This window comes from Micromonospora sp. A3M-1-15 (assembly GCF_024213425.1).
GTDB lineage: Bacteria > Actinomycetota > Actinomycetes > Mycobacteriales > Micromonosporaceae > Micromonospora > Micromonospora chersina.
Window position 1 is genome coordinate 826,138 of record NZ_JANAVK010000001.1, and the last position, 24,844, is coordinate 850,981.

At 73.5% G+C, this 24,844-nt stretch carries 24 protein-coding genes; 7 read left to right on the forward strand and 17 right to left on the reverse strand.

Features of this window, described 5'->3' with window-relative positions; all coding sequences use genetic code 11:
* Positions 1-47: 47 nt before the first annotated feature.
* The 3 genes from miaB to selD form a co-directional block, all read right to left on the reverse strand.
* On the reverse strand, positions 48-1,547 hold the full coding sequence (gene miaB, locus NLX85_RS03715) for a tRNA (N6-isopentenyl adenosine(37)-C2)-methylthiotransferase MiaB (protein WP_254331629.1): 1,500 nt from the start codon (positions 1,545-1,547) through the stop codon (positions 48-50).
* A 173-nt stretch (positions 1,548-1,720) separates the two neighbouring features.
* Positions 1,721-2,200 carry a hypothetical protein gene (locus NLX85_RS03720; RefSeq protein WP_148428061.1) on the reverse strand — a complete coding sequence of 160 codons (480 nt, stop codon included), beginning with the start codon at positions 2,198-2,200 and terminating at the stop codon, positions 1,721-1,723.
* 223 nt (positions 2,201-2,423) lie between these two features.
* Positions 2,424-3,413: a selenide, water dikinase SelD gene (selD, locus tag NLX85_RS03725; RefSeq protein ID WP_254331630.1), complete on the reverse strand. Its 990-nt coding sequence runs from the start codon at positions 3,411-3,413 to the stop codon at positions 2,424-2,426.
* A 198-nt stretch (positions 3,414-3,611) separates the two neighbouring features.
* Between selD and NLX85_RS03730 the strand changes: the two genes are divergently transcribed.
* From NLX85_RS03730 to NLX85_RS03745, 4 genes are all read left to right on the forward strand, one after another.
* Positions 3,612-4,367, forward strand: coding sequence for an amino acid ABC transporter ATP-binding protein (locus NLX85_RS03730; RefSeq protein ID WP_148428065.1), 756 nt, complete (start codon positions 3,612-3,614; stop codon positions 4,365-4,367).
* Between the two features lie 56 nt (positions 4,368-4,423).
* Positions 4,424-5,290, forward strand: a complete 867-nt coding sequence (locus NLX85_RS03735) for a glutamate ABC transporter substrate-binding protein (RefSeq protein WP_254331632.1) — start codon at positions 4,424-4,426, stop codon at positions 5,288-5,290.
* Between the two features lie 79 nt (positions 5,291-5,369).
* Entirely contained in the window at positions 5,370-6,044 is a 675-nt protein-coding gene (locus NLX85_RS03740; protein ID WP_254331633.1) for an amino acid ABC transporter permease, read from the forward strand.
* Positions 6,044-6,931: an amino acid ABC transporter permease gene (locus tag NLX85_RS03745; protein WP_254331634.1), complete on the forward strand. Its 888-nt coding sequence runs from the start codon at positions 6,044-6,046 to the stop codon at positions 6,929-6,931. The genes NLX85_RS03740 and NLX85_RS03745 overlap by 1 nt, the downstream gene beginning before the upstream one ends.
* Before the next feature lie 117 nt (positions 6,932-7,048).
* Here the strand turns inward: NLX85_RS03745 and rny are convergent, their stop codons facing one another.
* The 8 genes from rny to NLX85_RS03785 form a co-directional block, all read right to left on the reverse strand.
* Complete coding sequence (gene rny / locus NLX85_RS03750) at positions 7,049-8,815, reverse strand: ribonuclease Y (RefSeq protein ID WP_254331635.1); 1,767 nt, start codon at positions 8,813-8,815, stop codon at positions 7,049-7,051.
* A 749-nt stretch (positions 8,816-9,564) separates the two neighbouring features.
* Positions 9,565-10,269, reverse strand: a complete 705-nt coding sequence (locus NLX85_RS03755) for a 3-keto-5-aminohexanoate cleavage protein (RefSeq protein WP_308210653.1) — start codon at positions 10,267-10,269, stop codon at positions 9,565-9,567.
* 95 nt (positions 10,270-10,364) lie between these two features.
* Entirely contained in the window at positions 10,365-11,063 is a 699-nt protein-coding gene (locus tag NLX85_RS03760; RefSeq protein ID WP_254331637.1) for a regulatory protein RecX, read from the reverse strand.
* An 11-nt stretch (positions 11,064-11,074) separates the two neighbouring features.
* Complete coding sequence (gene recA / locus NLX85_RS03765; RefSeq protein ID WP_254331638.1) at positions 11,075-12,121, reverse strand: recombinase RecA; 1,047 nt, start codon at positions 12,119-12,121, stop codon at positions 11,075-11,077.
* Between the two features lie 183 nt (positions 12,122-12,304).
* A complete protein-coding gene (locus NLX85_RS03770) occupies positions 12,305-12,505 on the reverse strand; it encodes a DUF3046 domain-containing protein (protein WP_254331639.1) in 201 nt (66 codons plus the stop codon).
* 3 nt (positions 12,506-12,508) lie between these two features.
* On the reverse strand, positions 12,509-13,852 hold the full coding sequence (locus NLX85_RS03775) for an MFS transporter (protein WP_254331641.1): 1,344 nt from the start codon (positions 13,850-13,852) through the stop codon (positions 12,509-12,511).
* Positions 13,853-13,922: 70 nt separating this feature from the next.
* Positions 13,923-15,065, reverse strand: coding sequence for an acyl-CoA dehydrogenase family protein (locus tag NLX85_RS03780; RefSeq protein WP_254331643.1), 1,143 nt, complete (start codon positions 15,063-15,065; stop codon positions 13,923-13,925).
* Between the two features lie 50 nt (positions 15,066-15,115).
* Positions 15,116-15,832, reverse strand: a complete 717-nt coding sequence (locus tag NLX85_RS03785) for a GNAT family N-acetyltransferase (protein WP_254331644.1) — start codon at positions 15,830-15,832, stop codon at positions 15,116-15,118.
* A 93-nt stretch (positions 15,833-15,925) separates the two neighbouring features.
* Between NLX85_RS03785 and NLX85_RS03790 the strand changes: the two genes are divergently transcribed.
* On the forward strand, positions 15,926-16,579 hold the full coding sequence (locus NLX85_RS03790) for a 4a-hydroxytetrahydrobiopterin dehydratase (protein ID WP_254331645.1): 654 nt from the start codon (positions 15,926-15,928) through the stop codon (positions 16,577-16,579).
* On the opposite strand, the gene NLX85_RS03795 is transcribed toward NLX85_RS03790, so the two are convergent.
* Both NLX85_RS03795 and NLX85_RS03800 read right to left on the reverse strand, forming a co-directional pair.
* Positions 16,576-17,274: a UdgX family uracil-DNA binding protein gene (locus NLX85_RS03795; protein ID WP_254331646.1), complete on the reverse strand. Its 699-nt coding sequence runs from the start codon at positions 17,272-17,274 to the stop codon at positions 16,576-16,578. The two genes, NLX85_RS03790 and NLX85_RS03795, sit on opposite strands and share 4 nt — an antisense overlap.
* Positions 17,275-17,495: 221 nt before the next feature.
* The gene (locus tag NLX85_RS03800; RefSeq protein WP_254331647.1) at positions 17,496-18,833 is read right to left on the reverse strand and encodes an aminotransferase class I/II-fold pyridoxal phosphate-dependent enzyme; all 1,338 of its coding nucleotides are present in this window, start codon (positions 18,831-18,833) and stop codon (positions 17,496-17,498) included.
* 38 nt (positions 18,834-18,871) lie between these two features.
* On the opposite strand from NLX85_RS03800, the gene NLX85_RS03805 reads away from it, so the two are divergent.
* On the forward strand, positions 18,872-20,119 hold the full coding sequence (locus tag NLX85_RS03805; RefSeq protein ID WP_254331648.1) for a bifunctional pyridoxamine 5'-phosphate oxidase family protein/GNAT family N-acetyltransferase: 1,248 nt from the start codon (positions 18,872-18,874) through the stop codon (positions 20,117-20,119).
* Complete coding sequence (gene leuE, locus NLX85_RS03810; protein ID WP_254331649.1) at positions 20,116-20,784, forward strand: leucine efflux protein LeuE; 669 nt, start codon at positions 20,116-20,118, stop codon at positions 20,782-20,784. The genes NLX85_RS03805 and leuE overlap by 4 nt, the downstream gene beginning before the upstream one ends.
* A gap of 16 nt (positions 20,785-20,800) precedes the next feature.
* Here leuE and NLX85_RS03815 read toward each other — a convergent pair whose 3' ends face one another.
* From NLX85_RS03815 to mnhG, 4 genes are all read right to left on the reverse strand, one after another.
* Positions 20,801-21,730: a sporulation protein gene (locus tag NLX85_RS03815; RefSeq protein ID WP_254331650.1), complete on the reverse strand. Its 930-nt coding sequence runs from the start codon at positions 21,728-21,730 to the stop codon at positions 20,801-20,803.
* A gap of 115 nt (positions 21,731-21,845) precedes the next feature.
* Positions 21,846-22,910: a hemolysin family protein gene (locus tag NLX85_RS03820; RefSeq protein ID WP_254331651.1), complete on the reverse strand. Its 1,065-nt coding sequence runs from the start codon at positions 22,908-22,910 to the stop codon at positions 21,846-21,848.
* Positions 22,907-24,262 carry a hemolysin family protein gene (locus NLX85_RS03825; RefSeq protein ID WP_254331652.1) on the reverse strand — a complete coding sequence of 452 codons (1,356 nt, stop codon included), beginning with the start codon at positions 24,260-24,262 and terminating at the stop codon, positions 22,907-22,909. The genes NLX85_RS03820 and NLX85_RS03825 overlap by 4 nt, the downstream gene beginning before the upstream one ends.
* Before the next feature lie 161 nt (positions 24,263-24,423).
* On the reverse strand, positions 24,424-24,753 hold the full coding sequence (gene mnhG / locus NLX85_RS03830; protein WP_254331653.1) for a monovalent cation/H(+) antiporter subunit G: 330 nt from the start codon (positions 24,751-24,753) through the stop codon (positions 24,424-24,426).
* Between the last annotated feature and the right edge of the window lie 91 nt (positions 24,754-24,844).

Here is a 24,844-nt window from a genome sequence, read left to right on the forward strand (position 1 = left end):
GCGACGGCCGGGGCCGCCACGGGGCGGTCCCGGCCGTCGGCCGTCGGTCAGTGCGCGGCGCAGCCGCCGGTGGGGGCGGGCACCGCGGCCGGCGCGCCGATCGTCGGCAGCCCGAGCAGCACCCCGGGGGTACGCGGGGCGCGCCCCGCCTCGGCCGCGTCGCCGGCCCGGGTGCGCCGGTGCGACAGCGGCTCCCCGTCGGCGTTCAGGTGGTGCGGGGCGGCGTAGGTGACCGTGGTGTGGACGATGTCGCCGGGGCGGATCTGCCCGGCCAGCGACCCGGCGTCGAAGTGCACGAGCCGGCCGTCCCGCGCGCGGCCGGACAGCCGGCCGGTGCGCTCGTCCTTGCGCCCCTCGCCGACCGCGACCAGCACCTCGACGGTCTCCCCGACCAGCTTCCGGTTCTCCGCCCAGGTGATCTCCTCGACCGTGGCGATGAGCCGCTCGTACCGCTCCTGCACGACCTGCTTGGGCAGCTGGCCGTCCATGGTCGCGGCCGGGGTTCCGGGGCGCTTGGAGTACTGGAAGGTGAACGCGGACGAGAAGCGGGCCTCCCGGACCACGTCGAGGGTCTTCTCGAAGTCGGCGTCGGTCTCGCCGGGGAAGCCGACGATGATGTCGGTGGTGATCGCCGCGTCGGGCATGGCGGCGCGGACCTTCTCGATGATCCCCAGGTACTTCTCCGACCGGTACGAGCGGCGCATGGCGCGCAGCACGTCGTCGGATCCGGACTGGAGCGGCATGTGCAGCGAGTGGCAGACGTTCGGCGTCTCGGCCATCGCGGCGATCACGTCGTCGGTGAAGTCCTTCGGGTGCGGGCTGGTGAACCGCACCCGCTCCAGGCCGTCGATGTCGCCGCAGGCGCGCAGCAGCTTGCCGAAGGCGTAGCGGTCGCCGAACTCGACGCCGTAGGAGTTGACGTTCTGCCCGAGCAGGGTCACCTCCAGCACGCCCTCGTCGACCAGGGCGCGCACCTCGGAGAGGATGTCGCCGGGACGGCGGTCCTTCTCCTTGCCGCGCAGCGAGGGCACGATGCAGAACGTGCAGGTGTTGTTGCAGCCCACCGAGATCGACACCCAGCCGGCGTACGTCGACTCGCGCCGGGTCGGCAGCGTCGAGGGGAAGACGTCGAGGGACTCCAGGATCTCGACCTCGGCGGCGGTGTTGTGCCGCGCGCGCTCCAGCAGCACCGGCAGCGAGCCGATGTTGTGCGTGCCGAAGACGACGTCCACCCAGGGCGCCTTGCGGACGATCTCGCCGCGGTCCTTCTGGGCCAGGCAGCCGCCGACGGCGATCTGCATCCCCGGGTGCTTGTCCTTCACGGGGCGCAGGTGACCCAGGTTGCCGTAGAGCCGGTTGTCGGCGTTCTCCCGGACGGCGCAGGTGTTGAACACCACCACGTCGGGCTGCTCGTCGGCCTCGGCGGCGCGCACGTAGCCGGCCTGTTCGAGCAGGCCGGAGATGCGCTCGGAGTCGTGCACGTTCATCTGGCAGCCGTACGTGCGCACCTGGTAGGTGCGCGGGCTGCCCGCGGCTGCGGTAGTCATGACCCGGACAGCGTATCCGGGCGGAGCTGGTCGGACCGAACGAGGAGGAGCCGTGTGCCGAGGCACTCGGCGAGCGTCGGCCGAGGCCCGATCGCTGACGCGAAAGCTGCGCGACAGCCCGGACCCCGCATCGCTGGGGCGTCGACGATCGCCGCGCCCGCCGCGAGGTCCGGTCAGGCGGCGGCGAGGGCCGGGGCGACCGAGTCGGGGGCCCACCGGGAGCGGTGGCACTGCGACCAGCCCCGGCAGCGGGGGTCCGCCACGGTGCAGAGCCGCTGGTCGCTGAGGACCTCGCCGTCGTCGGTCTCCACCACGTCGAAGTGCACCGGGCGGATCGTGCCGTCCGGGGCGACCAGCAGGTGCCGTCCGGCGTCGAGGGTGTCGTCGCGCATCAGGCAGTTGCGGTCCAGCAGCCGGGCCAGCGCCGCGATGCTGGGCAGCTCCGGCAGGCGCTCGGGCACGCCGTAACAGTCGACCACGGTCCCGTACGCCCCGGGCGCCTCCCACACGTCGCACACCACCGCGTACGCGGGGAGTCGGGCCGGGTCGGCGACCGCGAGGGGCATCACCACCCGGCCGAGCGCCTCGGCCAGCGCCGGGTAGACCTCCACGGGCGCCGCGCCGTCGATTCTCCAGTTCCACAGCTCGGTCATGCCGCCTCCTCGCTGCGCTCGTCCCACCGGCCTCCGGATCGGGCCTTACTGACGATGGTGGGGTGCATATGACCTCAGCCGGGCGCAAGTTACCGGTCTGTGACCATTCTGGGCAAAATTTCCCCGGGCGGCATTGCCCAGAGTAGCGGGAAGATGACAGTTTATCGGGTACGGTGCCGGCTCCGCCGCACGAATCACCGGGCGGTGGCGCCCGCCGCGGCTGTCAGCGCACCCGGATCAGGTGCTCGCTCGCCGGCAGCAGCTCACCGACCACCGTGCCGCCCGGCACCTCGCCCGCGACCAGCAGCCCGCCCGAGGTCTGCGCGTCGGCCAGCAGCAGCCGCTCCCCCTCGTCGACCCCACCGAAGTCGGTCCACGGGGTCACCCAGTCGAGGTTGCGCCGGGTGCCACCGCTGACGTACCCGTCGCGCAGCGCTTCCCGGGCGCCGGGCAGGTACGGCACCGCGGCCGCGTCGATCGCCACGGTGAGCCGGCTGGCCCGGGCCAGCTTCGAGGCGTGCCCGAGCAGCCCGAAGCCGGTCACGTCGGTGCCGCAGCGGATCCCGGCCGCGACCGCCGCCCGGGCCGCGTCCCGGTTGAGCCGGGCCATCGAGGCGACCGCCTCGGCGAACCGCTCCCCGGTCCGCTTGTGCCGGGTGTTCAGCACTCCGACGCCGAGCGGCTTCGTCAGCGACAACGGCAGGCCGGCCCGGCCGGCGTCCAGGGTGATCAGCTCCTCGGGCCGAACGACGCCGGTGACCGCCAGGCCGTACTTCGGGCCGTCGTCGTCGACGCTGTGCCCGCCGGCCAGATGGCAGCCGGCCTCCCGGGCCACGTCCTGACCGCCGCGCAGCACCTCCCGGGCCAACTCCAGGGGCAGCACCTCGCGGGGCCAGCAGAGCAGGTTGAGCGCGACGAGCGGGGTGCCGCCCATGGCGTACACGTCGGACAGCGCGTTGGCGGCGGCGATCCGCCCCCAGTCGTACGCGTCGTCGACCACCGGGGTGAAGAAGTCCGCCGTGCTGACCAGGCCGGTGCGCTCGTCCAGCCGGACCACCGCGGCGTCGTCGCCGTGCTCCAGACCGACCAGCAGGTCGGCGGCGCCGGTGGCCGGACCGAGGCCGGCGACCATCTTCTCCAGCTCGCCCGGCGGAATCTTGCAGGCGCAGCCGCCGCCGCGGGCGTAATCGGTCAACCGGAGCGGCACTGTCATCCCCACATGATCTCCGCGAACCCTCGTGGCCGCCACTCGGACGCCCCGTTCCGTGACGGAATTCGGACTCACGGGTACGGCGGTGACCGGTGTTACCGCTCCGTGACCATTCGAGTTGCGTTCCGCCACATCACCCCGCCTACAGTGGCCCAACCGGGGGTCTCGCGACCCCACTTTTCCGTACGGACGACAGGGACGGTGGACGACGTGACGACGGGCGAACCGCTGATCGTGCTGGACGGGGTGAACAAGTGGTTCGGCCCCCTGCACGTGCTGGACGACGTCTCGCTCTCCGTCGGCAGGGGCGAGGTGGTCGTGGTCATCGGCCCGTCCGGCTCCGGCAAGTCGACGCTGTGCCGCACGATCAACCGGCTGGAGCCGATCAACTCGGGCACCATCACCTTCGACGGCACCCCGCTGCCCGCCGAGGGGAAGGCGCTGGCCAAGCTGCGCAGCGAGGTCGGCATGGTGTTCCAGTCGTTCAACCTCTTCGCGCACAAGACCATCCTGGAGAACGTCACCCTCGGCCCGGTCAAGGTACGCGGGGAGAAGCCGGCCGCCGCCCGCGAGCGCGGCCTGGCCCTGCTCGACCGGGTCGGCATCGCCAACCAGGCGGACAAGTACCCGGCGCAGCTCTCCGGGGGCCAGCAGCAGCGGGCGGCGATCGCCCGCGCGCTGGCCATGCAGCCCAAGGCGATGCTCTTCGACGAGCCCACCAGCGCGCTCGACCCGGAGATGGTCGGCGAGGTGCTGGACGTGATGACCTCCCTCGCGCGCGACGGCATGACCATGGTCGTGGTCACCCATGAGATGGGCTTCGCCCGGCACGCGGCCAACCGAGTGATCTTCATGGCCGACGGCAGGCTCGTCGAGGACGCGCCCCCGGCCGAGTTCTTCGCCAACCCGCGCAGCGAGCGGGCCAAGGACTTCCTCTCCAAGATCCTCACGCACTGAGCGTCCGTAGTGGAGCGCGCCGTCCCCCGGCGGCTCCGTCGAAGAAGGAGAAGAGTATGCGTATGAAGCGCGTGGCGGCGGTCGCCGCGGCGGCGACCTTGGCGCTCGGCATGAGCGCCTGCGGCGGCGACGGGGACGGCGGCTCCAGCAGCAGCGGGGCCAAGGGCATCATCGGCAAGGCGCAGAGCCAGAAGAAGCTGGTCATCGGCGTGAAGGCCGACCAGCCGGGCCTCGGCATCCAGACCGGCAGCCAGTACGAGGGCTTCGACGTGGAGATCGCCAAGATCGTGGCCAAGGGCCTCGGCGTGGACGCGAACAACATCGAGTGGAAGACCACCGTCTCGGCCAACCGCGAGCCCTTCATCCAGCAGGGCACCGTCGACCTGGTGGTGGCCACCTACACCATCAACGACGAGCGCAAGAAGAAGGTCAACTTCGCGGGCCCGTACTTCATCGCGGGCCAGGACCTGCTGGTGAAGGCGGACTCGACGCTGGCCGGCCCGGAGGCGCTTGACGGCAAGACGGTCTGCTCGGTGACCGGCTCCACCCCGGCCAAGCGGATCCAGACCGACCACCCGAAGGCCAAGCTGCAGCAGTTCGACTCGTACTCGAAGTGCCTGCCGCTGCTGGAGAGCGGCAAGGTCGACGCGGTGACCACCGACGACATCATCCTCGCGGGCTACGCCGCGCAGTCCCAGTACGCCGGCAAGTTCAAGGTCGTCGGCAAGCCCTTCTCCACCGAGCCCTACGGCATTGGCCTGAAGAAGGACGACAAGGACGGCTGCGAGAAGGTCAACGAGATCCTCAAGACCGCCGCCTCGGACGGCTCCTACAAGGCCGCCTGGGACGCCACCCTGGGCAAGAGCGGCAAGGCCGCGCCCGAGCTGGACACCACCAAGCTGACCAACTGCGGCAGCGTCTGACCGGTTCCGGGGCCGGCATCCCTAGGGGTGCCGGCCCCGGCCTGTCGCGACGCCGACGACGTGCCCCGGGAGTCGACGCATGCACGTATTCGCTGATCCGACCAACCTCGACGCGTACCTGTCGGGCTTTCTCTGGATCCTCAAGCTGACCGGCGCGTCGGCGGTCCTCGCGCTGGCGCTCGGCGTGCTCCTCGCCGCGTTCCGGGTCTCCCCGGTGCCGGTGCTGCGGGGCTTCGGCGCGGCCTGGGTCAACATCTTCCGCAACACGCCGCTGACGCTGATCATCTTCTTCTGCTACTTCGGCCTCTACACGACGCTCGGGCTGACCCTGTCGGACGACCTCGACCTGAACAACTACTGGCTGGGCGTGGTCGGCCTGTCGGTCTACACCGCCGCGTTCGTCTGCGAGGCGGTGCGCTCCGGCGTCAACACCGTGCCGGCCGGGCAGGCGGAGGCGGCCCGCGCGATCGGGCTGACCTTCTTCCAGACCCTGCGCATCGTGATCCTGCCGCAGGCCGGGCGGGCCGTGGTGGCCCCGCTGGGCAGCGTGCTCATCGCGCTGTGCAAGAACGCCACGATCGTCGGCACCATCGGCCTGATCGAGGCGTCCAGCGTCATGAAGGACCTGATCAACAGCAACGGCGACGCGGTGATCCCGATCTTCCTGGTGTTCGCCGGCACCTTCGCCGCGCTCCTGATCCCGACCGGCTACTTCTTCGGCTGGCTGGCCAACCGACTGGCGGTGAAGCGCTGATGAGCACGACCACGGTTCTCTACGACCACCCGGGGCCGCGGGCTCGTGTGCGCAACGCGGTGCTCAGCGTCGTCTTCGGCGTCGGCCTGGCCGCCCTGCTCTGGTGGGTCTACGCCAAGTTCGACCAGGCCGGGCAGTGGGAGGGCAACCTCTGGAAGCCGTTCACCGAGGCGCCCACCTGGACCCAGTTCATCTGGCCCGGCCTGCGGCAGACCCTGCTCGCCGCGGCCACCGGCATGGTGCTGTCGCTGGCCTTCGGCATCCTGTTCGCGGTCGGCCGGCTCTCCGACCACTGGTGGGTCCGGGTCCCGGCGGGCGTGGTCGTGGAGTTCTTCCGCGCCGTCCCGCTGCTCCTCATGATCTTCTTCATCTTCTACGGCGTGCCGTTCCTCATCCAGGGGCCGGTCCCGGCGTTCTGGGCCGTGGTCGTCGGTCTCACCCTCTACAACGGGTCGGTGCTGGCCGAGGCGTTCCGCGCCGGCATCCGCTCGCTGCCCGGCGGGCAGTCCGAGGCCGCGTACGCCGTGGGCATGCGGAAGAACCAGGTGATGCGGCTGATCCTCGTGCCGCAGGCCGCCCGGGCCATGCTGCCGGTGATCGTCAGCCAGCTGGTCGTGCTGCTCAAGGACACCGCGCTCGGCTACATCGTGGCCTTCCCCGAGCTGCTCCAGCGGGGCGTCAACGACCTCTCGGCCAACCGGGGCAACGTGGTCGCCGCCGCCATCGTGGTGGCCGCCATCTACATCGTGATCAACTCGCTGCTCACCACGCTGGCGAACTGGCTGGACCGGCGTACCCGGCGGCGGGGCTTCCGGGTCCCGAGGCAGACCGCGGCGCCGGACTCGACCCCGGCCGGCGGCGCCACGGTGGCCGAGCCGCAGGGCTGATCCACCCGCCCGTCGCGAAGGGCCGGCCCGGTGATCCGGGCCGGCCCTTTCGTCGTTCCCGCCGTCGTTCCCGCCGTCGCCTCGTCGGTCTCGCCGTCGCTCTCCGCCGTCGCGTCGTCAGCGGGCGATCTCGGTGACCCGGGACTCGCGGACCACGGTCACCCGGATCTGACCGGGGTAGGTCAACTCCTCCTCGATCTGCTTGGCCACGTCCCGGGCCAGCACCGCCGCGCCGATGTCGTCCACGTCCTCGGGCTTGACCATCACCCGGATCTCCCGGCCGGCCTGCATGGCGAAGACCTTCTCCACGCCGAGCTTGCCGGCCGCGATCTCCTCGATCCGCTCCAGCCGCTTTACGTACGCCTCCAGGCTCTCCCGCCGCGCCCCGGGCCGCCCGCCCGAGCAGGCGTCCGACGCCTGGGTGAGCACCGCCTCGATGGTCTGCGGCGGCACCTCGTTGTGGTGCGCCTCGATGGCGTGCACCACGTCCTCGCTCTCCCCGTACTTGCGGGCCAGGTCGGCGCCGATGATGGCGTGGCTGCCCTCCACCTCGTGGGTGAGCGCCTTGCCGATGTCGTGCAGGAAGGCGCAGCGCTTGATGGTGGGCACGTCCAGCCGCAGCTCGGCGGCCATGATCCCGGCGATGTGCGCGGTCTCCACGAGGTGCTTGAGCACGTTCTGCCCGTACGACGTCCGGTAGCGCAGCCGGCCCAGCAGGGTGACCAGCTCCGGGTGGATCTCGGTGATGCCGACCTCGACCAGGGCGTCCTCGGCGGCCCGGTGGCAGAGCTCCTCCACCTCGTGCCGGGCCAGGTCGTAGACCTCCTCGATCCGGTGCGGGTGGATCCGGCCGTCCAGCACCAGCTTCTCCAGCGTGAGCCGGCCGACCTCCCGGCGTACCGGGTCGAAGCAGGAAAGCAGGACCGCCTCGGGGGTGTCGTCGATGATCAGGTTGACCCCGGTGACCGATTCGAAGGCGCGGATGTTGCGCCCCTCCCGGCCGATGATCCGCCCCTTCATCTCGTCCCCGGGCAGGTGCAGGACGCTGACCACGCTCTCCGCGGTCTGCTCGCTGGCCACCCGCTGGATGGCGTCGACCACGATGTGCCGGGCGCGCTGCTCGGCGGTGCCCCGCGCGTCGGCCTCGATCTCCCGGACCAGCAGCGCGGCCTCCCGCTTGGCCTGCCCCTCGATCGACTCGACCAGCTCGGCGCGGGCCGTGTCGGCGGTCAGCCCGGCCACCCGCTCCAGCTCGCGGCGGCGCTGCTCCTCCGCCTCGGCGAGCGCCTGTTCCCGCTCCACCAGGGCGGCCTCCCGGGTGGCGAGCGCGGCGCTGGCGGCGGTGAGCTGCCGCTCCCGCTCGGCGAGCCGCTCCACCTCCTCGGTGTGCAGCCGCTCCCGCTCGTCCATCCGGGCGGCCCGCCGCTCGACCTCGGCGGCCTGCTCCCGGGTGGTCGCGGCGAGCACCGCCACCTCCCGTTCGCCGCTGCGCCGGGCCGTGGCGCGAAGCTGCTCGGCGTCCGCCTCGGCCTGCTTGTGCGCCCGTTCCAGCACCGTGTCGGCCTCGGCCCGGGCGTCGTCGAGCACCCGCCGCGCCTCGGCCCGGGCCGCCTTCGCCTCGGCCTTGGCGGCGGCCGCCTCGGCGCGGGCCGCGGCGGCGGCGGACTTCGCCACGTCGATGGTGCTGTTCGCCTCGTCGGCGGCGCTGCGCAGGGCCGCCAGGGACTGCTCCTGGCGGTCCTTCTCGGCGATGAAGGCCGGATCCTCCGGGGCCGGCGCGAGGCTGAGCCGCCGCAGGGTACGCACGCCGAACAGGACGGCGCCGACCACCACGACGACGAGCAGCAGCACCACCACGAGGATGACGACGTTGAAGGCGGTCATGCGGCCGCTCCGAGCCGGTGCGCGCCCGCTGCGACCCGGGTCGGGCAACCACCCGGCGAGGAGCGGCCGGCAGCGCCTGGAAGACCGCCGGTGAACCTGTGCCGCCCCGCCATGGCCGCCTCCCCTGAACGTCGGCGCCGCAGGCGGCGTGCGACTGGGCACGCACCTGCGACTCTGGACGCCCGACCGGAGCGGCTGGCTGTGGGTAGCTTTCCGTCGACGGTGCCCACGCGAGGACATCGCCGGCGGCCGGTTGCAGTTGTCGGTCCGCTCCGGACCGGCCGTCCGGAGCTTGCCGTCAAAGGCCGGTGAAGCTGGCCAAAAGTGATGCTGTTCTGTTACGCGATCTATGTTGTGCGCTTAGCCTGCGCTGGTCGGGCAAAGTGAGCCTGTATGGCGAGGCTAGGTCTCCGGGGGCCGTTCGGTCAAGAACTCATGATCAAACCACCCGGACGGAGAGAAGTTGCGGCGTCACGCAGAGGTGTCCAGATGCCGGACACGGACGGACAAATTTCCCCCGCTCCGGCCGCCTCGGTCACGTTCCCGACCTGCTCAGAGCCGCAACGCGACCGTCACCAGCCGCCGCTCGGGGTGACCTGCCGCCGCCCTCGGCAGGCCGGCAACTTTCCGCAAAGGTGACTCACGTTGCACCGACCGCTCGCTCCCCCGGCCGCTCTCACCCCACCGCCCCCTCTTCCCGTTCCCCCCACCCGGCCCGCGGTCCTGATGTCGCTCACCGACGCTGCCGCTCAGCGAGCGCCGAGGGTGTGCGCCGCGCTCACCAGCGCCGGGTTGTCCGGGGCGACGGCGCCGTCCGGCAGGACGAGGGTGTCCTCCAGGCCGATCCGGGTGTCCAGGCCACGGCGGACCGCCTCGGCCAGCACCGGCCACGTGGCGGGGCCCTCGCCGTGCAGCAGCACCGGCGGGCGGTCGGTGGGCAGCGCGGCGAGGATGGCCGCGGCGTCGGCGAGGGCCGCGTCGACCTGTTCGGCCAGGCACTCGACGAGGACCCGCCCGGTCGGCACCGGCCAGCGGCGCCAGGCGTCGACCGCCGCCACCGTCCAGAGGCCGGCCTCGACCATGACGCCCCGCTCGTGCAGGGCGGCCGCGACGGCCGCCGCACCGGGCTCGTGGGCGTTGACCGAGGCGAAGTCGGGCAGCACCGTCCAGGCGCGTACGGCGGCGACCCGGTCGGCGGGCTCGGGGGCGATCCAGGCGCCGGTGCTCACGCCGACGGGCAGACCGGGCCGGGCGGCCCGGATCGCGGTGACCGCCGCGGCGATCACGGCCGGGTCGAGGGACTCGGCGCCGCCGGCGTCGCGCGGGTGCACGTGCACCGCCGCCACCCCGGCCGCCGCGCACCGAACGGCGTCGGCCGCCACCTCGTCCGGCGTCACCGGCACGGCGGGATGCTCGACCCTCCGGCGCCCCCCGTTCAAACACGCCTTCAACACGGCCGCACACCTCCCCAGGGGTCGATCATGATGTTGTTGCCCGGGGCGTCGGCGTGTCGGGGCGACAACTTCATGGTCATCAGCGCGGTCGGGGGTCAGTCGAGGGGGCGGGAGGCCGGGTCGAGGTCGTTCTCGGCGTCGGCGAGGGCGTCGGCGTCGATGTGTTCGGCGAACTCGGCCGCCTCCGCGCTCTGCGCGGCCAGCCCGTCCTTGACCGCCCGGATGGCCACGCCGGCCGGGTAGCCCTTGCGGGCCAGCATGCCCACCAGGCGACGGAACACGGCGTCGGGCTCGCCCCGGGCCGAGCGCAGCTTCCGGTCCACCAGGGCCCGGGCGGTTTCCGCCTCGGTCTCCTCGTCGATCTCGTCGAGGGCCTCGCCGGCCACCTCGCCGTCGACGCCGTGCTGGCGCAGCTCGTTGGCGAGCGCCCGCCGGGCCAGCCCGCGGCCGGTGTGCCGGCTGCTCACCCAGGCCCGGGCGAAGGCGGCGTCGTCCACGATGCCGACCTCGTCGTAGCGGTCGAGGACCTGGTCGGCGACCTCCTCGGAGATGCCCCGCTTCGCCAGGGCGCCGGCCAGCTCCGCGCGGGTGCGCGGCCGGACCGCGAGCTGCCGGAGGCAGATCTCCCGGGCCACCTCGGCCTCGTCGCGGGGCGGCGCGGGCGTCGCCTCGGTATCGGGCTCCTCGGCCCGGCCCCGGCGGCCGCGACGGGGCCGGGGTGGAGTGGTGGCGTCACCCGTGCGGGGCGGGCTGGCGTCCCAGCCCCGCCCCGTACGGGCGCGTCGTCCTGCCACGGGTAAGCGGATCAGAAGTCGACCGGCGGCAGGTCCGGCCCGCCGGCGGCGTCGCCCGCGCCGGTGCCGACGCCGAGCTTCTCCAGGATCTTCTTCTCGATCTCGGCCGCCACGTCCGGGTTCTCCCGGAGGAACTCGCGGGCCTTCTCCTTGCCTTGGCCGAGCTGGTCGCCGTCGTAGGTGTACCAGGCGCCGGACTTGCGGATGATCGCCTGCTCCACGCCGACGTCGATCAGCGAGCCCTCGCGGGAGATGCCCTTGCCGTACATGATGTCGAACTCGGCCTGCTTGAACGGCGCGGCGACCTTGTTCTTCACGACCTTGACCCGGGTGCGGTTACCGACCACGTCGGTGCCGTCCTTGAGGCTCTCGATGCGGCGCACGTCGAGCCGGACCGAGGCGTAGAACTTCAGCGCCCGACCACCGGTGGTGGTCTCCGGGCTGCCGAACATCACGCCGATCTTCTCGCGGAGCTGGTTGATGAAGATCGCCGTGGTGCCGGTGTTGTTGAGCACGCCGGTGATCTTCCGGAGCGCCTGGCTCATGAGCCGGGCCTGCAGACCCACGTGGCTGTCGCCCATCTCGCCCTCGATCTCGGCGCGCGGCACCAGGGCGGCCACCGAGTCGATCACGACGATGTCGATCGCGCCGGAGCGGACCAGCATGTCGGTGATCTCCAGCGCCTGCTCGCCGGTGTCCGGCTGGGAGACCAGCAGGGCGTCGGTGTCGACGCCGAGGGCCTTCGCGTAGTCCGGGTCGAGCGCGTGCTCGGCGTCGATGAAGGCGGCGATGCCGCCGGCCCGCTGGGCGTTGGCCACCGCGTGCAGGGCGACCGTGGTCTTACCGCTGGACTCGGGACCGTAGATCTCGACGACCCGGCCGCGGGGCAGACCGCCCACGCCGAGCGCCACGTCGAGCGCGATCGAGCCGGTGGGGATCACCGAGGTCTGGATGACCGGCCGCTCCCCCAGCCGCATCACCGAACCCTTGCCGAACTGCTTGTCGATCTGAGCGAGAGCAAGGTCGAGTGCCTTCTCCCGGTCGGGCCCTGCCGCCATCGTTGCCACCCCTGCCTTCGCCGGCGTCTTTCCTGAGCTTCGCGTCACGCGGACACGCTAGGCGCTGGGTCCGACAGAAAACCAGCCGACGGGCCGCGAGCTGTGGACGAGCACCCCGCTGTGGACAATAGCCGAACAGGTGTACGACTCGGCAAGCGACACGCGGAACCGGCGAAAGACTGCTCAGCGTAGTCGCGCGGGCACCCGGTCGGGATACGCGGCGACGACCGCACGCCACACCACGTGCGTCTCCTCACCCCCCGCGAGGGCCTGCTCGATGGTCCGCCCACCGAGCTGGGACAGCACCTGGTCGCTGGCGATGCTGGCCGCGTAGCCCGGCCCGAACGCCTCCTCCAGCCGTGTCCAGAAGTCGGTCAGCCGCACGTGTCACTCCTCCTTGTCGGGCACCTCGTCCGCGGGACGCCGGAGTTCCTCCGGCGCACCGACCGGCGCCGGACGCAACGCTAGCGCCACCAGCGGCACCACCGCGATCGCCGCCAGCAGGGTCAGGGTCGGATAACCCACGGCCCGCATGACAAACCCGCTCGCCGCCGCCGCACCCGCCCCGGCCAGCCCCATGACCAGGTCGGACAGGCCCTGCACGCCGGGCCGGTCGGCGGTGGGCACCGACTCGGACAGCAGCGTCGAGCCGGCCACCATGGTGCCCGACCAGCCCAGCCCGAGCAGGGCCAGACCCACCGAGAGCAGCGGCGTGTGGTGCCCGGCGGTACCGGCGACCGCGCAGGCGGCCAGCAGCAGGGCCACCCCGCCGAGGATCACCGGACGCCGGCCCAGCCGGTCGGTGAGCCAGCCGACCAGCGGGGAGAGGGCGTACATGCCGGCGATGTGGAGGCTGAGCACGATGCCGACCACCCGCAGCACGTCCGCGTCGGAGTGCGACTCGCCCAGGCGTACCGGGGTCATCGACATCACGGCGACCATCACGAGGTGGCCCACGGCCACGGCGGCGATGCCCAGGCGGGCGGCGGGCCGGTCGCGTACCGTGCGCCAGGCGGCGACCATGCCCGCGCGCCGCCGGGCCGACGAGCCCGACGCCGAGCCCGGGTCGGCCGGGCTCTCGGCCGCCGCCAGCCGGCGCGCGGTGAGCAGCGGGTCCGGCCGGAGCAGCACCGCCAGCACGACGGCGGCCAGCACGAACGCGGCGGCGCTGAAGGCGAACGGGCCGGCCAGCGCCGGCAGGCCCCAGCCGCGGGTGGTGGCGTCGGCGAGCGCGGCGAAGTTCGGCGCGGCCACGGCGCCGATGGTGGTGGCCCACACCACGAGCGAGAGCTGGCGCCCCCGGCGGGCCGGCTCGGCCAGGTCCACGGCCGTGTAGCGGGCCTGGAGGTTGGCCGCGGTCCCGCCCCCGAAGAGCAGCATGCCGACGAAGAGCAGCGGCACCAGGTGCAGCACGGTGGAGACCACCACGAGCACGCCACCGACCGCCCCGACCAGGTACGCGGTGACCAGCCCCGGCCGCCGCCCCCGGGCCGCCATGATCCGGGTGACCGGCACGGCGAGCAGCGCGGCGCCGACCACGCCGGCGCTCTGCGCCACCCCGGCCAGCGCGGTGCCGGCGATCCGGGCGGCGAGCAGCGCGCCGACCGAGATGCCGATGGTGACGCCGATGCCGCCGATGATCTGGGTGAGGAAGAGCAGCCGGACGGTGCGCCGCTGGATCGGGGCGACGTCGAGCCGGCTCGGGGCCGGCGTGGTCAGGTCGGTGGCCATGACGGGTGCTCCTCGGGTAAGGGGTGACCCATCCTCCCGCACCCGACCGGTTCACCGGCACCCGGTTTCGCTACAGGCCGAGCCCCCGGCCGATGATCTCCTTCATGATCTCGGTGGTGCCGCCGTAGATCGTCTGTACCCGGCTGTCCAGCCAGGCCTTCGCCACCGGGTACTCCAGCATGAAGCCGTAGCCGCCGTGCAGCTGCACGCAGCGGTCGGCGACCTTGTTCTGCAGCTCGGTGGTCCACCACTTGGCCTTCGCCGCGTCGGTCACCGAGAGCCGGCCGGCGTTGTGCTCGGCCACGCAGTGGTTGACGAACGTCCGCGCGATGGTGACCTCGGTGTCCAGCTCGGCCAGGAGGAACCGGTTGTGCTGGAACCGCCCGATCGGCCGGCCGAACGCCTCCCGGGAGCGCGCGTAGTCGAGGGTGAGCGCGAGCAGCTTCTCCGCCGCCGCCACCGCGGCCACCGCGATGCTCAGCCGCTCCCGGGGCAGGTTGCCCATCAGGTGGTAGAAACCGTGGTTCTCGGTGCCGATCAGATTGTCCGCCGGCACCCGGCAGTCGTCGAAGAACAGCTCCGCGGTGTCGTTGGCCTTCAGGCCGACCTTGGCCAGCCGCCGGCCCCGGCCGAAGCCCAGCGTGCCGGTCTCCACCACGATCAGGCTCACCCCGTGCGCGCCCTGGTCGGGGGCGGTCTTGGCGACCACCACCACGAGGTCGGACAGCTCGCCGTTGGTGATGAACGTCTTCTGCCCGTTGAGCACCCAGCTGTCGCCGTCGCGGACCGCGCTCGTGCGGATGCCGGCCAGGTCGCTGCCCGCGCCCGGCTCGCTCATCGCGATGGCGGTGACCAGGTCGCCGGAGCAGAAGCCCGGGAGCCAGCGCTTGCGCTGGTCGTCGGTGGTCAGCTCGGTCAGGTACGGGGCCACCACGTCGTTGTGCAGCCCGAAGCCCAGCCCGCTGCAGCCGGCCGCGACGATCTCCTCGTCGAGCACCGCGTTGAACCGGAAGTCCCGCTGCCCGCCGCCGCCGTGTTCGGGGTCCACGTCCATGCCGAGCAGGCCGGCCGCGCCCGCCTTGCGCCACACCTCCCGGTCGACGATCCCGTCGGCCTCCCAGCGGTCGTGGTGCGGCACGGCCTCCCGGGCGAGGAACTGGCGGCACAGGTCCCGGAACTCCTGGTGGACGGGCTCGTAGAGATGCTGCTCCATGGCGGCCAGTCTGGCACCGCTCACCCGCCCTGCCCAGAGGCGAACCGTGCTCAGCTCCACCAGGTGGCGTCGGTGACCGGGACGAAGCCGAGCGAGTCGTAGAGCGGGCGGCCTGCGCGCGCCGCGGTGAGCGTCATCGGCACCTCGCCGAACCGGCCGAGGACGCCGTGCAGCAGGGCCCGCCCCACGCCGCGCGAGCGGTGCTCGGGCAGGCTGGTCATCCAGTAGAGGCCGACGCCCTCGTCCCGCACGGTCAGGCAGGCGCCGGCCGGCGCACCGCCCGAGTGGACCAGGAAGAACCGCACCTCGGGCCGGTCCAGCAGGGCGGCCGGGAACGCCTCGCCGGGGCGGCGCGGCCGGAGCGGTTCGAGGGGGAAGCCGCGCACCACCACGTCCTCGACGGTGTCGAGCTGGTCGGGGCGCTCGACCTGGGTGACCGGCAGGGACGGGGCGGGCGGCGGAACGGGCCGGCGGACCAGCACCGGCAGGCTGCGCGGGGTGAGACCGAGGTCGGTGAGGTCCAGCGCGGCGTACTGGTCCTCGACGGTGACCGGGCCGACCCGCCGGCGGACCAGGTCGGCCAGCGCGGCCCGGTCGTCGGGGGCCGGATCCGGGGCGCGCAGCAGGATCCGCAGCCCGGTGCGGGGGCTGCCGGTCACCGCGAGGAAGCCCGGCCGGCGTACCAGCCCGTGGCCCCGGGCCTCGGCGAGGGCCGTCCAGAGGGCGGCGGCGTTGCGCACGGACAGCTCAAGATCAGCGGCGGTCATGCCGCGACGGTACGGCCCGCGCCGTCCGCGGTGCAGGTCCATTCCGCCGCCGCCGCGCTGGTCCAGCGGCCCCGGGTACGCCAGCATGGCGGGATGAGCACGCTGACCGGAGCACAGATCGCCGACGCCGCCCTGGACGGGTGGACCTATCTGCTCGGCGCCCTGCAGACCCGCATCCGTACGCCCCACTTCGCCGCCGGGCTGGCGCTGGTGAACGCCATCGGCGCCGAGGCCGAGCGGCGGGACCACCATCCCGACCTGGACCTGCGCTACACCCACGTCGACGTACGGCTCTGGTCGCACGACGCGCGCGGGGTCACCGACCGCGACGTCCGGCTGGCCCGGGCCATCTCCGCGCTCGCCGCCGAGGCCGGCCTGTCACCGGCGCACACCGGCGTGTCCCGGCTCGAACTCGCCCTGGACAGCCCCGACTTCGCCGCCGTGCTGCCGTTCTGGCGGGCGGTGCTGGCCATCGAGCATCTGGCCGGGCCCGGGTTCGGCGACGAGCTGCGCGACCCGGCCGGCACGCTGCCCACGGTGTGGTTCCAGGAGTCCGGCCGCGACGAGCCCCGCCAGCGCTGGCACCCGGACGTGTGGGTGGACCCGGTCGAGGTCCAGCCGCGCATCGAGGCCGCGCTCGCCGCAGGCGGGACGCTGGTCAGCGACGCGGAGGCGCCGCACTTCTGGGTGCTCGCCGACTCCGACGGCAACCGGGTCTGCCTCTGCACCTGGCAGGGGCGTGACTAGCGCAGCGCGCGGGCGGCCACCTTCAGGTCCTTGACCAGCCCGTCGTACGCGACGTCCTGGTTGTCGGCGCGCAGCACCGCGGAGGGATGGATGGTGGCCAGCAGCCGGGCCGCCGGGGCGTCGGCGACCTTGCCGGCGCTGTCCACCGGGACCCGGGCGAAGTCCTCCGGGTGCTGGGCGGCGGCCGGCCAGGGCAGCAGCTCGCCGCGCTGCTTCGTCACCCGGAAGGTGGGGCCGAGCAGGGCCTTGGCGGCGGTGGCGCCGAGCACCACCACGATCTCCGGGTGGAGCCGGGCGAACTCGGCCACCAGCCAGGGCCGGCAGGCCGTGATGTGCACCCGGTCCGGCGTCTGGTGGATCCGCCGCTTGCCGCGCAGCTCGAAGCGGAAGTGCTTGACGGCGTTCGTGAGGTAGATGTGGCCGGTGTCGATGCCGGCGTCGTCCACCGCCTTGCGCAGCAGGCGGCCGGCCGGGCCGACGAACGGCAGCCCCTTCTGGTCCTCCAGGTCGCCGGGCTGTTCACCGACGAGGACCACCCGGGCGCTCTCGTCGCCCCGGCCGAACACCGTCTGCGAGGCGTCCCGGTAGAGCTCGCAGCCCTGGCAGCCGGCCGCGGCGGCGCGCAGCTCGTCGATGGTGTCCGCCTGCGGCGGGATGAACTCCTGGGCTCCGGGGGCGCTCTCGGTCTCGGCCATGCCTGCTTTATATACCGGTTTCGGCATCGAGGCCGGATGCGCCGGGGTCAGTATCCGGAGCCGCCGCCCCCGCCGCGCGAGGCCAGCGCGATCGCGATGATCACCAGGATGATCACCACCGCCGCCACGCCGATCCAGAGACCGGTCCGGGATCCGTTCGAAGCCATGGCTCGCACCTCCGGGCAGGCGGTTACCCGCCGCAGGCCGGGCCATGCCGCGGTTCAGGCGCTGAAGCCGGCGGGCGAGGGTCGGACCGCGCGGGCCACCGCGTCGGCGAGCGGGCCGAGGTCGGCCTCGTCGAGCGTGCTGACGGTGATGCGCACGCCGGGCGCGGCGGCGATCCGGTTCAGCGCGCCGGGGGCCACCGACCAGCCGGCGTCCCGCAGGGCGGTGACCGCGACCGTCTCGTCGGGCACCGGCACCCAGACGTTGATGCCGGTCCGCCCGTGGGCGGCCAGCCCGCGCGCCGCGAGGGCGTCGACCAGCCCGTCGCGCCGCCGCTCGTAGCTCTGCGCCGCGCGGCGCACGAGGCCGGCGGTGGCCGGGTCGCGCCAGAGCGCCAGGACCAGGCGTTGCAGCACGGTGGAGACCCAGCCGGCGCCGACCCGGGCCCGGCCGGCGACCCGGGCCACGGTGGCCTCGTCGCCGGCGAGCACCGCGAGCCGCAGGTCCGGGCCGTAGGGCTTGCTCACCGACCGGACGAAGGCCCACGCGGGGGTCGCCCCGGCGAGCGGGTGCAGGGGTACGCGGGCCAGCTCGGCGGCGTGGTCGTCCTCGATCAGCAGCAGGTCGGCGCGGCCGGCGAGGAGCGTACGCAGCTCGGTCGCCCGGTCGACGGAGACGGCGGCGCCGGTGGGGTTCTGGGCCCGGCTCGTGACGATCAGCGCGCGGGCACCGGCGGCCAGGGCGGCCCGGACCCCCGGCGCGGTGGGGCCCTCGTCGTCCACCGGCACCCCGATGGCGCGCAGCCCGAGCGCGGCGACCAGGTCGAGCAGGTTGGCCCAGCCGGGGTCCTCGACGGCCACCGCGTCGCCGGGGCGCAGGTGGGCGGCGAGCAGCCGTTCGATGCCGTCGAGCGCGCCACCGGTCACGGTGATCTCGTCGGCCGGCACCCCGTCGGCGGCGAGCCGGTCCCGGGCGGCGGCGGCCAGCTCGGGCAGGACGGCGCTGGCCGCGTAGCCGCCGGGTGCGCGGAACTCGGCGGCCAGCGCGGCCAGGTGCGGGCCGAGCGGCGGCAGCAGCCGGCTGTCGGGATTGCCGGCGGAGACGTCGCGGGCGCCGGGCAGCGGCGGGGGCCTCAGCGCGGAGCGGCGGCTCGCCACGGGCGGGCGGGGGCGGACCCGGGTGCCGTGCCGGCCGGCGGTGACGACCAGGCCGCGCTGCCGCAGCTCCTGGTACGCCTTCGCGACGGTGGCCGGGCTGACGCCCAGCTCGGTGGCGAGGGCGCGGACGGCGGGCAGGGCGTCGCCCGGGGCGAGGTCGCCGGCCCGGATGCCGCTTTCCACGCTCGCCGAAATCGCCGCCGACGAGGAGCCAGTGATCTGATAACGTGCTGCCACAGTTCGGAGATTGTACTAGAACAAAGGTGGGATGTTGCATGTACCCCCGGACCGAGCGGACCACCGCCACCCGCACCCGTGACCGGATGCACTACGACCGGGAGACCGCCCACGCGCTGCTCGACGAGGCGTACCACTGCGCGCTCGGGTTCACCGTGGACGGCGAGCCGCGCGTCCTGCCCACCCTGGTCGTACGCGTCGACGACACCCTCTACGTGCACGGTTCCACCGGCAGCCGGCCGCTGCTGGCCGCCAGGGGCGAGGACGGGCTCCCGGTCTGCGTCGCGGTCACCCACCTCGACGGCCTGGTGTTCGGCCGCTCCCAGTTCCACCACAGCGCCAACTACCGGTCGGTGGTGGCGCACGGCACCGCCCGGCTGGTCACCGACGAGCGGGAGAAGGCCCGCGTGCTCACCGCGCTCGTGGAGAAGCTGGGCGCCGGGCGCAGCGCGGACAGCCGGCCGCCGACCCGCCGGGAGCTGGCGGAGACGGCCGTGCTGGCGCTGCCGCTGCGCGAGGTGTCGGTCCGGATCCGGGCCGCCGGGGTGAGCGACGAGCCGGCCGACTACGACCTGCCGTACTGGGCCGGGGTGGTGCCGCTGCGGCTCACCGCCGGCGTGCCCGAGCCGGACGCCGGGGTCACCGCACCGCTGCCGGCGTACCTGCGGGCGGCGCCGTCGCCCTGGCTGGAGCCGGTGGTGCTGCGCGGCAAGCACGTCGTGCTGGAGCCGCTCGACGAGTCCCACGCCGAGGAGCTGTACGCCGCCCTCGACGACGAGGAGGTCTGGCGGTACGTCGGCAGCCCCCGCCCGGGCGGCGTCGAGGACATGGCGGCCTACGTCCGGGCCGCGCTCGACGCCCACCGGCGCGGGGTGCGGATGCCCTGGGTGCAGCGCTGCGCGGTCACCGGCGCGGTCGTCGGGACCACCTCCTACTACCAGCCGGACCCGGAGCTGCGCACCGTGGAGATCGGCTACACCCAGCTCGGCCGGCCGTGGTGGCGCACCGGGATCAACACCGAGGCGAAGCTGCTGCTGCTCACCCGGGCCTTCGAGGACCTGGACGCCATCCGGGTCACCTGGCAGACCAGCTCGCTCAACGAGCGCTCGCAGCGGGCCATCGAGCGGCTCGGCGCGGTCCGGGAGGGGACCCTGCGGTCCAACCGGCGGCGCGCCGACGGCACCTGGCGGGAGTCCGCGCTCTACTCGATGCTCGCCTCGGAGTGGCCAAACGCACAGGTCACGCTGCGGGAACGGCTTCGCCCGGCGGTGCCCGCGGCGTCATGATGACCGGCGTGCTGGGGATCACCGACATCTGGACGTACGTGCTGGGCACCGTGGCCATCGTGCTGCTGCCCGGGCCGAACTCGCTCTTCGTGCTCTCCACGGCGGCGCGCCGTGGCGTGGCGGCCGGCTACCGGGCCGCCGGAGGCGTGTTCGTCGGCGACTCGGTGCTGATGTTCCTCTCCGCCGCCGGGGTGGCGTCGCTGCTCAAGGCGTACCCGGCGCTCTTCCTCGTGATCAAGTACGCCGGCGCCGCGTACCTCGGGTGGTTGGGCCTGGCCATGCTGCGCGGCGCGTGGCGGCGCTGGCGCGACCGCAACGACCCGGCGACGCCGCGGCTCATCGACGCGGCGGAGCCGGCGGCCGTGCGCAGCCCGTTCCGGCGGGCGCTGGTGATCAGCCTGCTGAACCCGAAGGCGATCCTCTTCTTCATCTCCTTCTTCATCCAGTTCGTCGACCCCGGCTACGCCTGGCCGGCGCTGTCCTTCCTGCTGCTCGGGCTGATCGCCCAGGTGACCAGCGCGCTCTACCTGACCGCGCTGATCCTCACCGGCACCTTCCTGGCCGCCCAGTTCCACCGCCGGCAGCGGCTCGCCGCGACCGGCACCACGGCCATCGCGGTGCTCTTCCTCGGCTTCAGCCTGAAGCTCGCCACCGCCTCGGTCTGATCAGCGGCGGCCCCGCTCAGGTGCCGTCGCCCCCACCGCCACCGCCGCCGACGCCCGCGCCGCCGGCCGTGCCGCCGAGGCCGTAGCCGGGAGCGACCGGCTCGTCGGGCGGCCGGCTGACGTGCGCGGACTCACTGATCCTGCCGGACCAGTCGGCGTGTGCGGCGGCCGCCGCGTGCCGGTCGATGGCGTGCCGCAGCCAGCCGTCCACGACGGTCACCCAGTCCCGCCGGTCGGCGCCCGCGTGCCAGGCCCGGAACCGGCTGATGCTCTGGTGGGTGATCCCGGCCAGGGAGAGCCGGCGGTCCATCCAGAGCAGCACCTCCAGCCCCGCCGCGTTGGTCACGAAGATCACCTCCAGCTCGGTGATCGGGCCGGCGTAGAGCGGGGCCACCCAGTAGCCCAGGCGCTGGTGGAACGGGAGCGCCTGCTCCACCCCGGGCAGCCGCCCCTGCTGGAGACCGGCCTGCCGCATGACGAAGCCGAGGGTCTCCAGCGCGGCGAGGACGTGCTGCTGGGTGGGGATCGGGTGCACGAAGACCGGCACCATGGCGCCCTGGTCCAGGTCCGGGTCGACCGACACCTCCGTACGCAGCCCGGTGCGCAGGCTCATCAGCGGCACCCCGCCGAAGATGGTCACCGGGGTCTCCCACGGCAGCGGGATCGCGAAGTCCACGGCCCGCCGCCGGTCCGCCGGCACCACGAACCGGCCGGCGATCGGCACCTGGTGGTACTGGACCAGCCGGCGGGGCGACTCCGGGTCCTCCGGCTCGACCTGGGCGATCAGCCCGAGCCGGATGTGCCGGACGGCGACGGGGTTGCCGCCGGCGGCCAGGGTGACCCGGCCGGGGAGGCGCAGGCCGGGGCGGGTGCTCGGGTTGGGCAGCGTGGTGCTCACCGACAGCCCGGTCCACACGGACTCCGACGACACCCCGGTCAACCGCATGCCGCCGGCATTCCCGCTGCCCGCTCCCCCATTCGCCGGCTCTGCGGGCGTGGGCCGCCGGATCCGGGTGCGTCTGTTGCTGCCGGAGCGACAACAGACGCACCCGGAGCGGGCGTCAGCGCATGCGGCGGCCCCGAGGCACAGGGTCGGTCTCGTCGTCGAACTCGCCGATGACCTCCTCGAGGAGGTCCTCCAGCGCGACGAAGCCGATCGGCCGGGTCGGGCCACCGCCGTTGCTGACCAGCGCCAGCTGGGCCTGGCGGCCCCGCATGGCCGCCACCGCCTCGGTGACCGACGCCTCGCCGGGCAGGGTGAACGCCGGCGTCATCAGCTCCTCGGCGTTGGCCGGCCGGCCGGTGGTGACCGCGCGGACCGCCTCGCGGACGTGGACGAGGCCGCAAACCTCGCCGCCGGCGTCGACCACGGCCAGCCGGGACCGGCCGCTGTCCCGGGAGACGTGCTCGATCCGCTCAGCGGTGTCGTCCCGGCGTACCGTGACGATCCGGTCGAACGGCTCCATCACCTGCGCCACGCTGGTGCCCTGCAACTCCAGCATGCTGGTCAGCATCTGGTGCTGCTCGGCGCCGAGCAGCCCGTGCTCGCGGGACTGCTCCAGCAGGATCCGCAGCTCGTCCGGGCCGTGCACCTGGGCGAGCTGGTCCTGCTGGCGGACGCCCACCAGCCGCAGCACGGCGTTCGCGAGGGCGTTGAGCGCGGACAGCAACGGGCGGGCGACCCGGGCGAAGGCCCGGAACGGCAGCGCCAGCAGCATGGCCGAGCGCTCCGCGTCGGTGATCGCCCACGACTTCGGGGCCATCTCGCCGACCACCAGGTGCAGGAAGGTCACCAGTGCCAGGGCGAACAGCAGCCCGACCAGGTGGCTGACCGCGTCGGGCAGCCCGACCGCGTGCAGCAGCGGGCTGAGCAGGTGCTCGATGGCCGGCTCGGCCAGCGCGCCGAGGCCCAGGGTGCACAGGGTGATGCCGAGCTGGGCGCCGGCCAGCATGAGGCTCAGCTCGCGGACGCCGTCCAGCGCCGCGCGGGCCGCCCGGCCGCCACCGACGGCCAGCTGTTCCAGGCGGTACCGCTTCGCCGCGACCAGCGCGAACTCGGCAGCCACGAAGAAGCCGTTGAGCGCCAGGAGCACCACGGAGAAGAAGAGCGCGAAGCCGGGGCTCATGCCGCCTCCTCCCCGTGCGCGCCGGCGGTCGTGCGGAGCCGGACCGAGTCGGCCACGTGCCGGTCCACGGCCAGCACCTCGACGAGGGCGCGCGGCTCGGCGTCCGGCTCGTCGCCGTCGACGGCGAGGGCGATCTCCAGCCGGTCGCCGACCTCGGGCACCCGGCCCAGCTCCCGCATCACCAGGCCGGAGAGCGTGTCGTACTCGGGCGCCTCGGGCAGCGCGATGCCGGTGCTGTCGGCGACCTCGTCGATCCGCCAGCGGGCCGGCACCACCCAGGAGCCGTCGTCCTGCCGGGCCGGGGCCCGCTCCGGCGGGTCGTCCTCGTCGCGGATCGGGCCGACCAGCTCCTCGGCGATGTCCTCCAGCGTGATCACGCCGGCGAAGCCGCCGTACTCGTCGACCACGCAGGCGAGCTGCCGGTGCCCGACCCGGAGCCGGTCCAGCACCGTCGGCAGCGGCAGCGTCTCGGGCACCAGCAACGGGGGTACGGCGACCGCGTCGACCCGGGTGGTCGGCCGCTCGGCCGGCGGCACCCCGAGCACATCGGCGATGCCGACCACGCCGACGAGGTCGTCGACGCCCTCGGCGCCGCGCACCGGGAACCGGGAGTGGCCCGTGTCGAGCAGCTCGACGACCCGGCTGACCGGCTCGTCGGCCCGTACGGTGTGCACGTCGACGCGGGGGACCATGGCCTCCCCGGCGGTCAGCTCCCGGAAGTCGAGCCCCCGGTCGAGCAGGTCGGACATCTCGGCGTCGAGGTGCCCCTCCTCCCGGGACTCGGCGATGATCTGTTCGAGGTCCTCCGGGGTGGCGCCGCTGGGCAGCTCCTCGATGGGCTCGATGCCGATTCGGCGGAGCAGCCGCACGGCGGCCCGGTCGAAGAGGGTGATCACCGGTCCGGCGATCCGCAGGTACATGAGGGTGGACCCGGCGAGCGCCCGGGCGAGCGGCTCGGCGCGGGCGATGGCCAGGTTCTTCGGGGCCAGCTCGCCGAGGACCATCTGCACCACGGTGGCGATGAGCAGGGCGAGCACCACCGACAGCGGAAGCGCCAGCCCGCTGGAGACCCCGGCGACGCCGAGCAGGTCGGCCAGCCCGGCGCCCAGGTACGGCTCGGCGGCGTAACCGACCAGCAGGGCGGTCACCGTGATGCCGAGCTGGGCTCCGGAGAGCATGAACGAGAGCCGGCCGGTCACCTCCAGGGCCCGGGCGGCGGCGCGGTCGCCGCCGTCGGCGAGCTGCTTGAGCTTGCCCCGGTCCACGGCGACGTAACCGAACTCCTGGGCCACGAAGTAACCGGTGGCGGCGGTGAGCACGATGATGAGGACGAGTCCGACGAGGATCAACACGGGAGGTTCAGGGCTCCCGGGGCCGTCGGGTCCAGAGGTTGCCGGGCACGACCCGGCTGGCTACTGCTGCCCTCCTGGGCAGAGGAGTCGATCATGCCGCCATTTTATCGGCGGCGGCTGGACGTTCGCTGAGGGTGCCCGAAGGCTCCCCGCTGTCCGGTTCACCGCCCGGCCAGCTCGTCGGCGTCCAGCAGGTCCCGGTCGATCCGCCCGGAGCGGTAGGCGGCCCGGCCGATCATCTGCGCGGCGACCGGCGCGGTGGCCAGCTGGAAGATCGCCACCAGCGCGATCATGCCCAGGTCCGACGGCGTACGCAGGCGCAGCGCCAGGCCGACGAGGAGCAGCAGCACACCGAGCACCTGTGGCTTCGTGGCGGCGTGCATCCGGTCCAGCACGTCCGGGAAGCGCAGCACGCCGATCCCGGCGACCAGGCTGAGCAGCGCCCCGGCCAGCAGACAGAGGCCACCGAGCCAGTCCGCGAGCGCGCTCACGCTGTGCCTCCTTTCGTTCGCGACTGCGGGGCTCGCAAACCCGGCTCACTCCTCGCGCTCACGCTGTGCCTCCTTTTCGTTCGCGACTGCG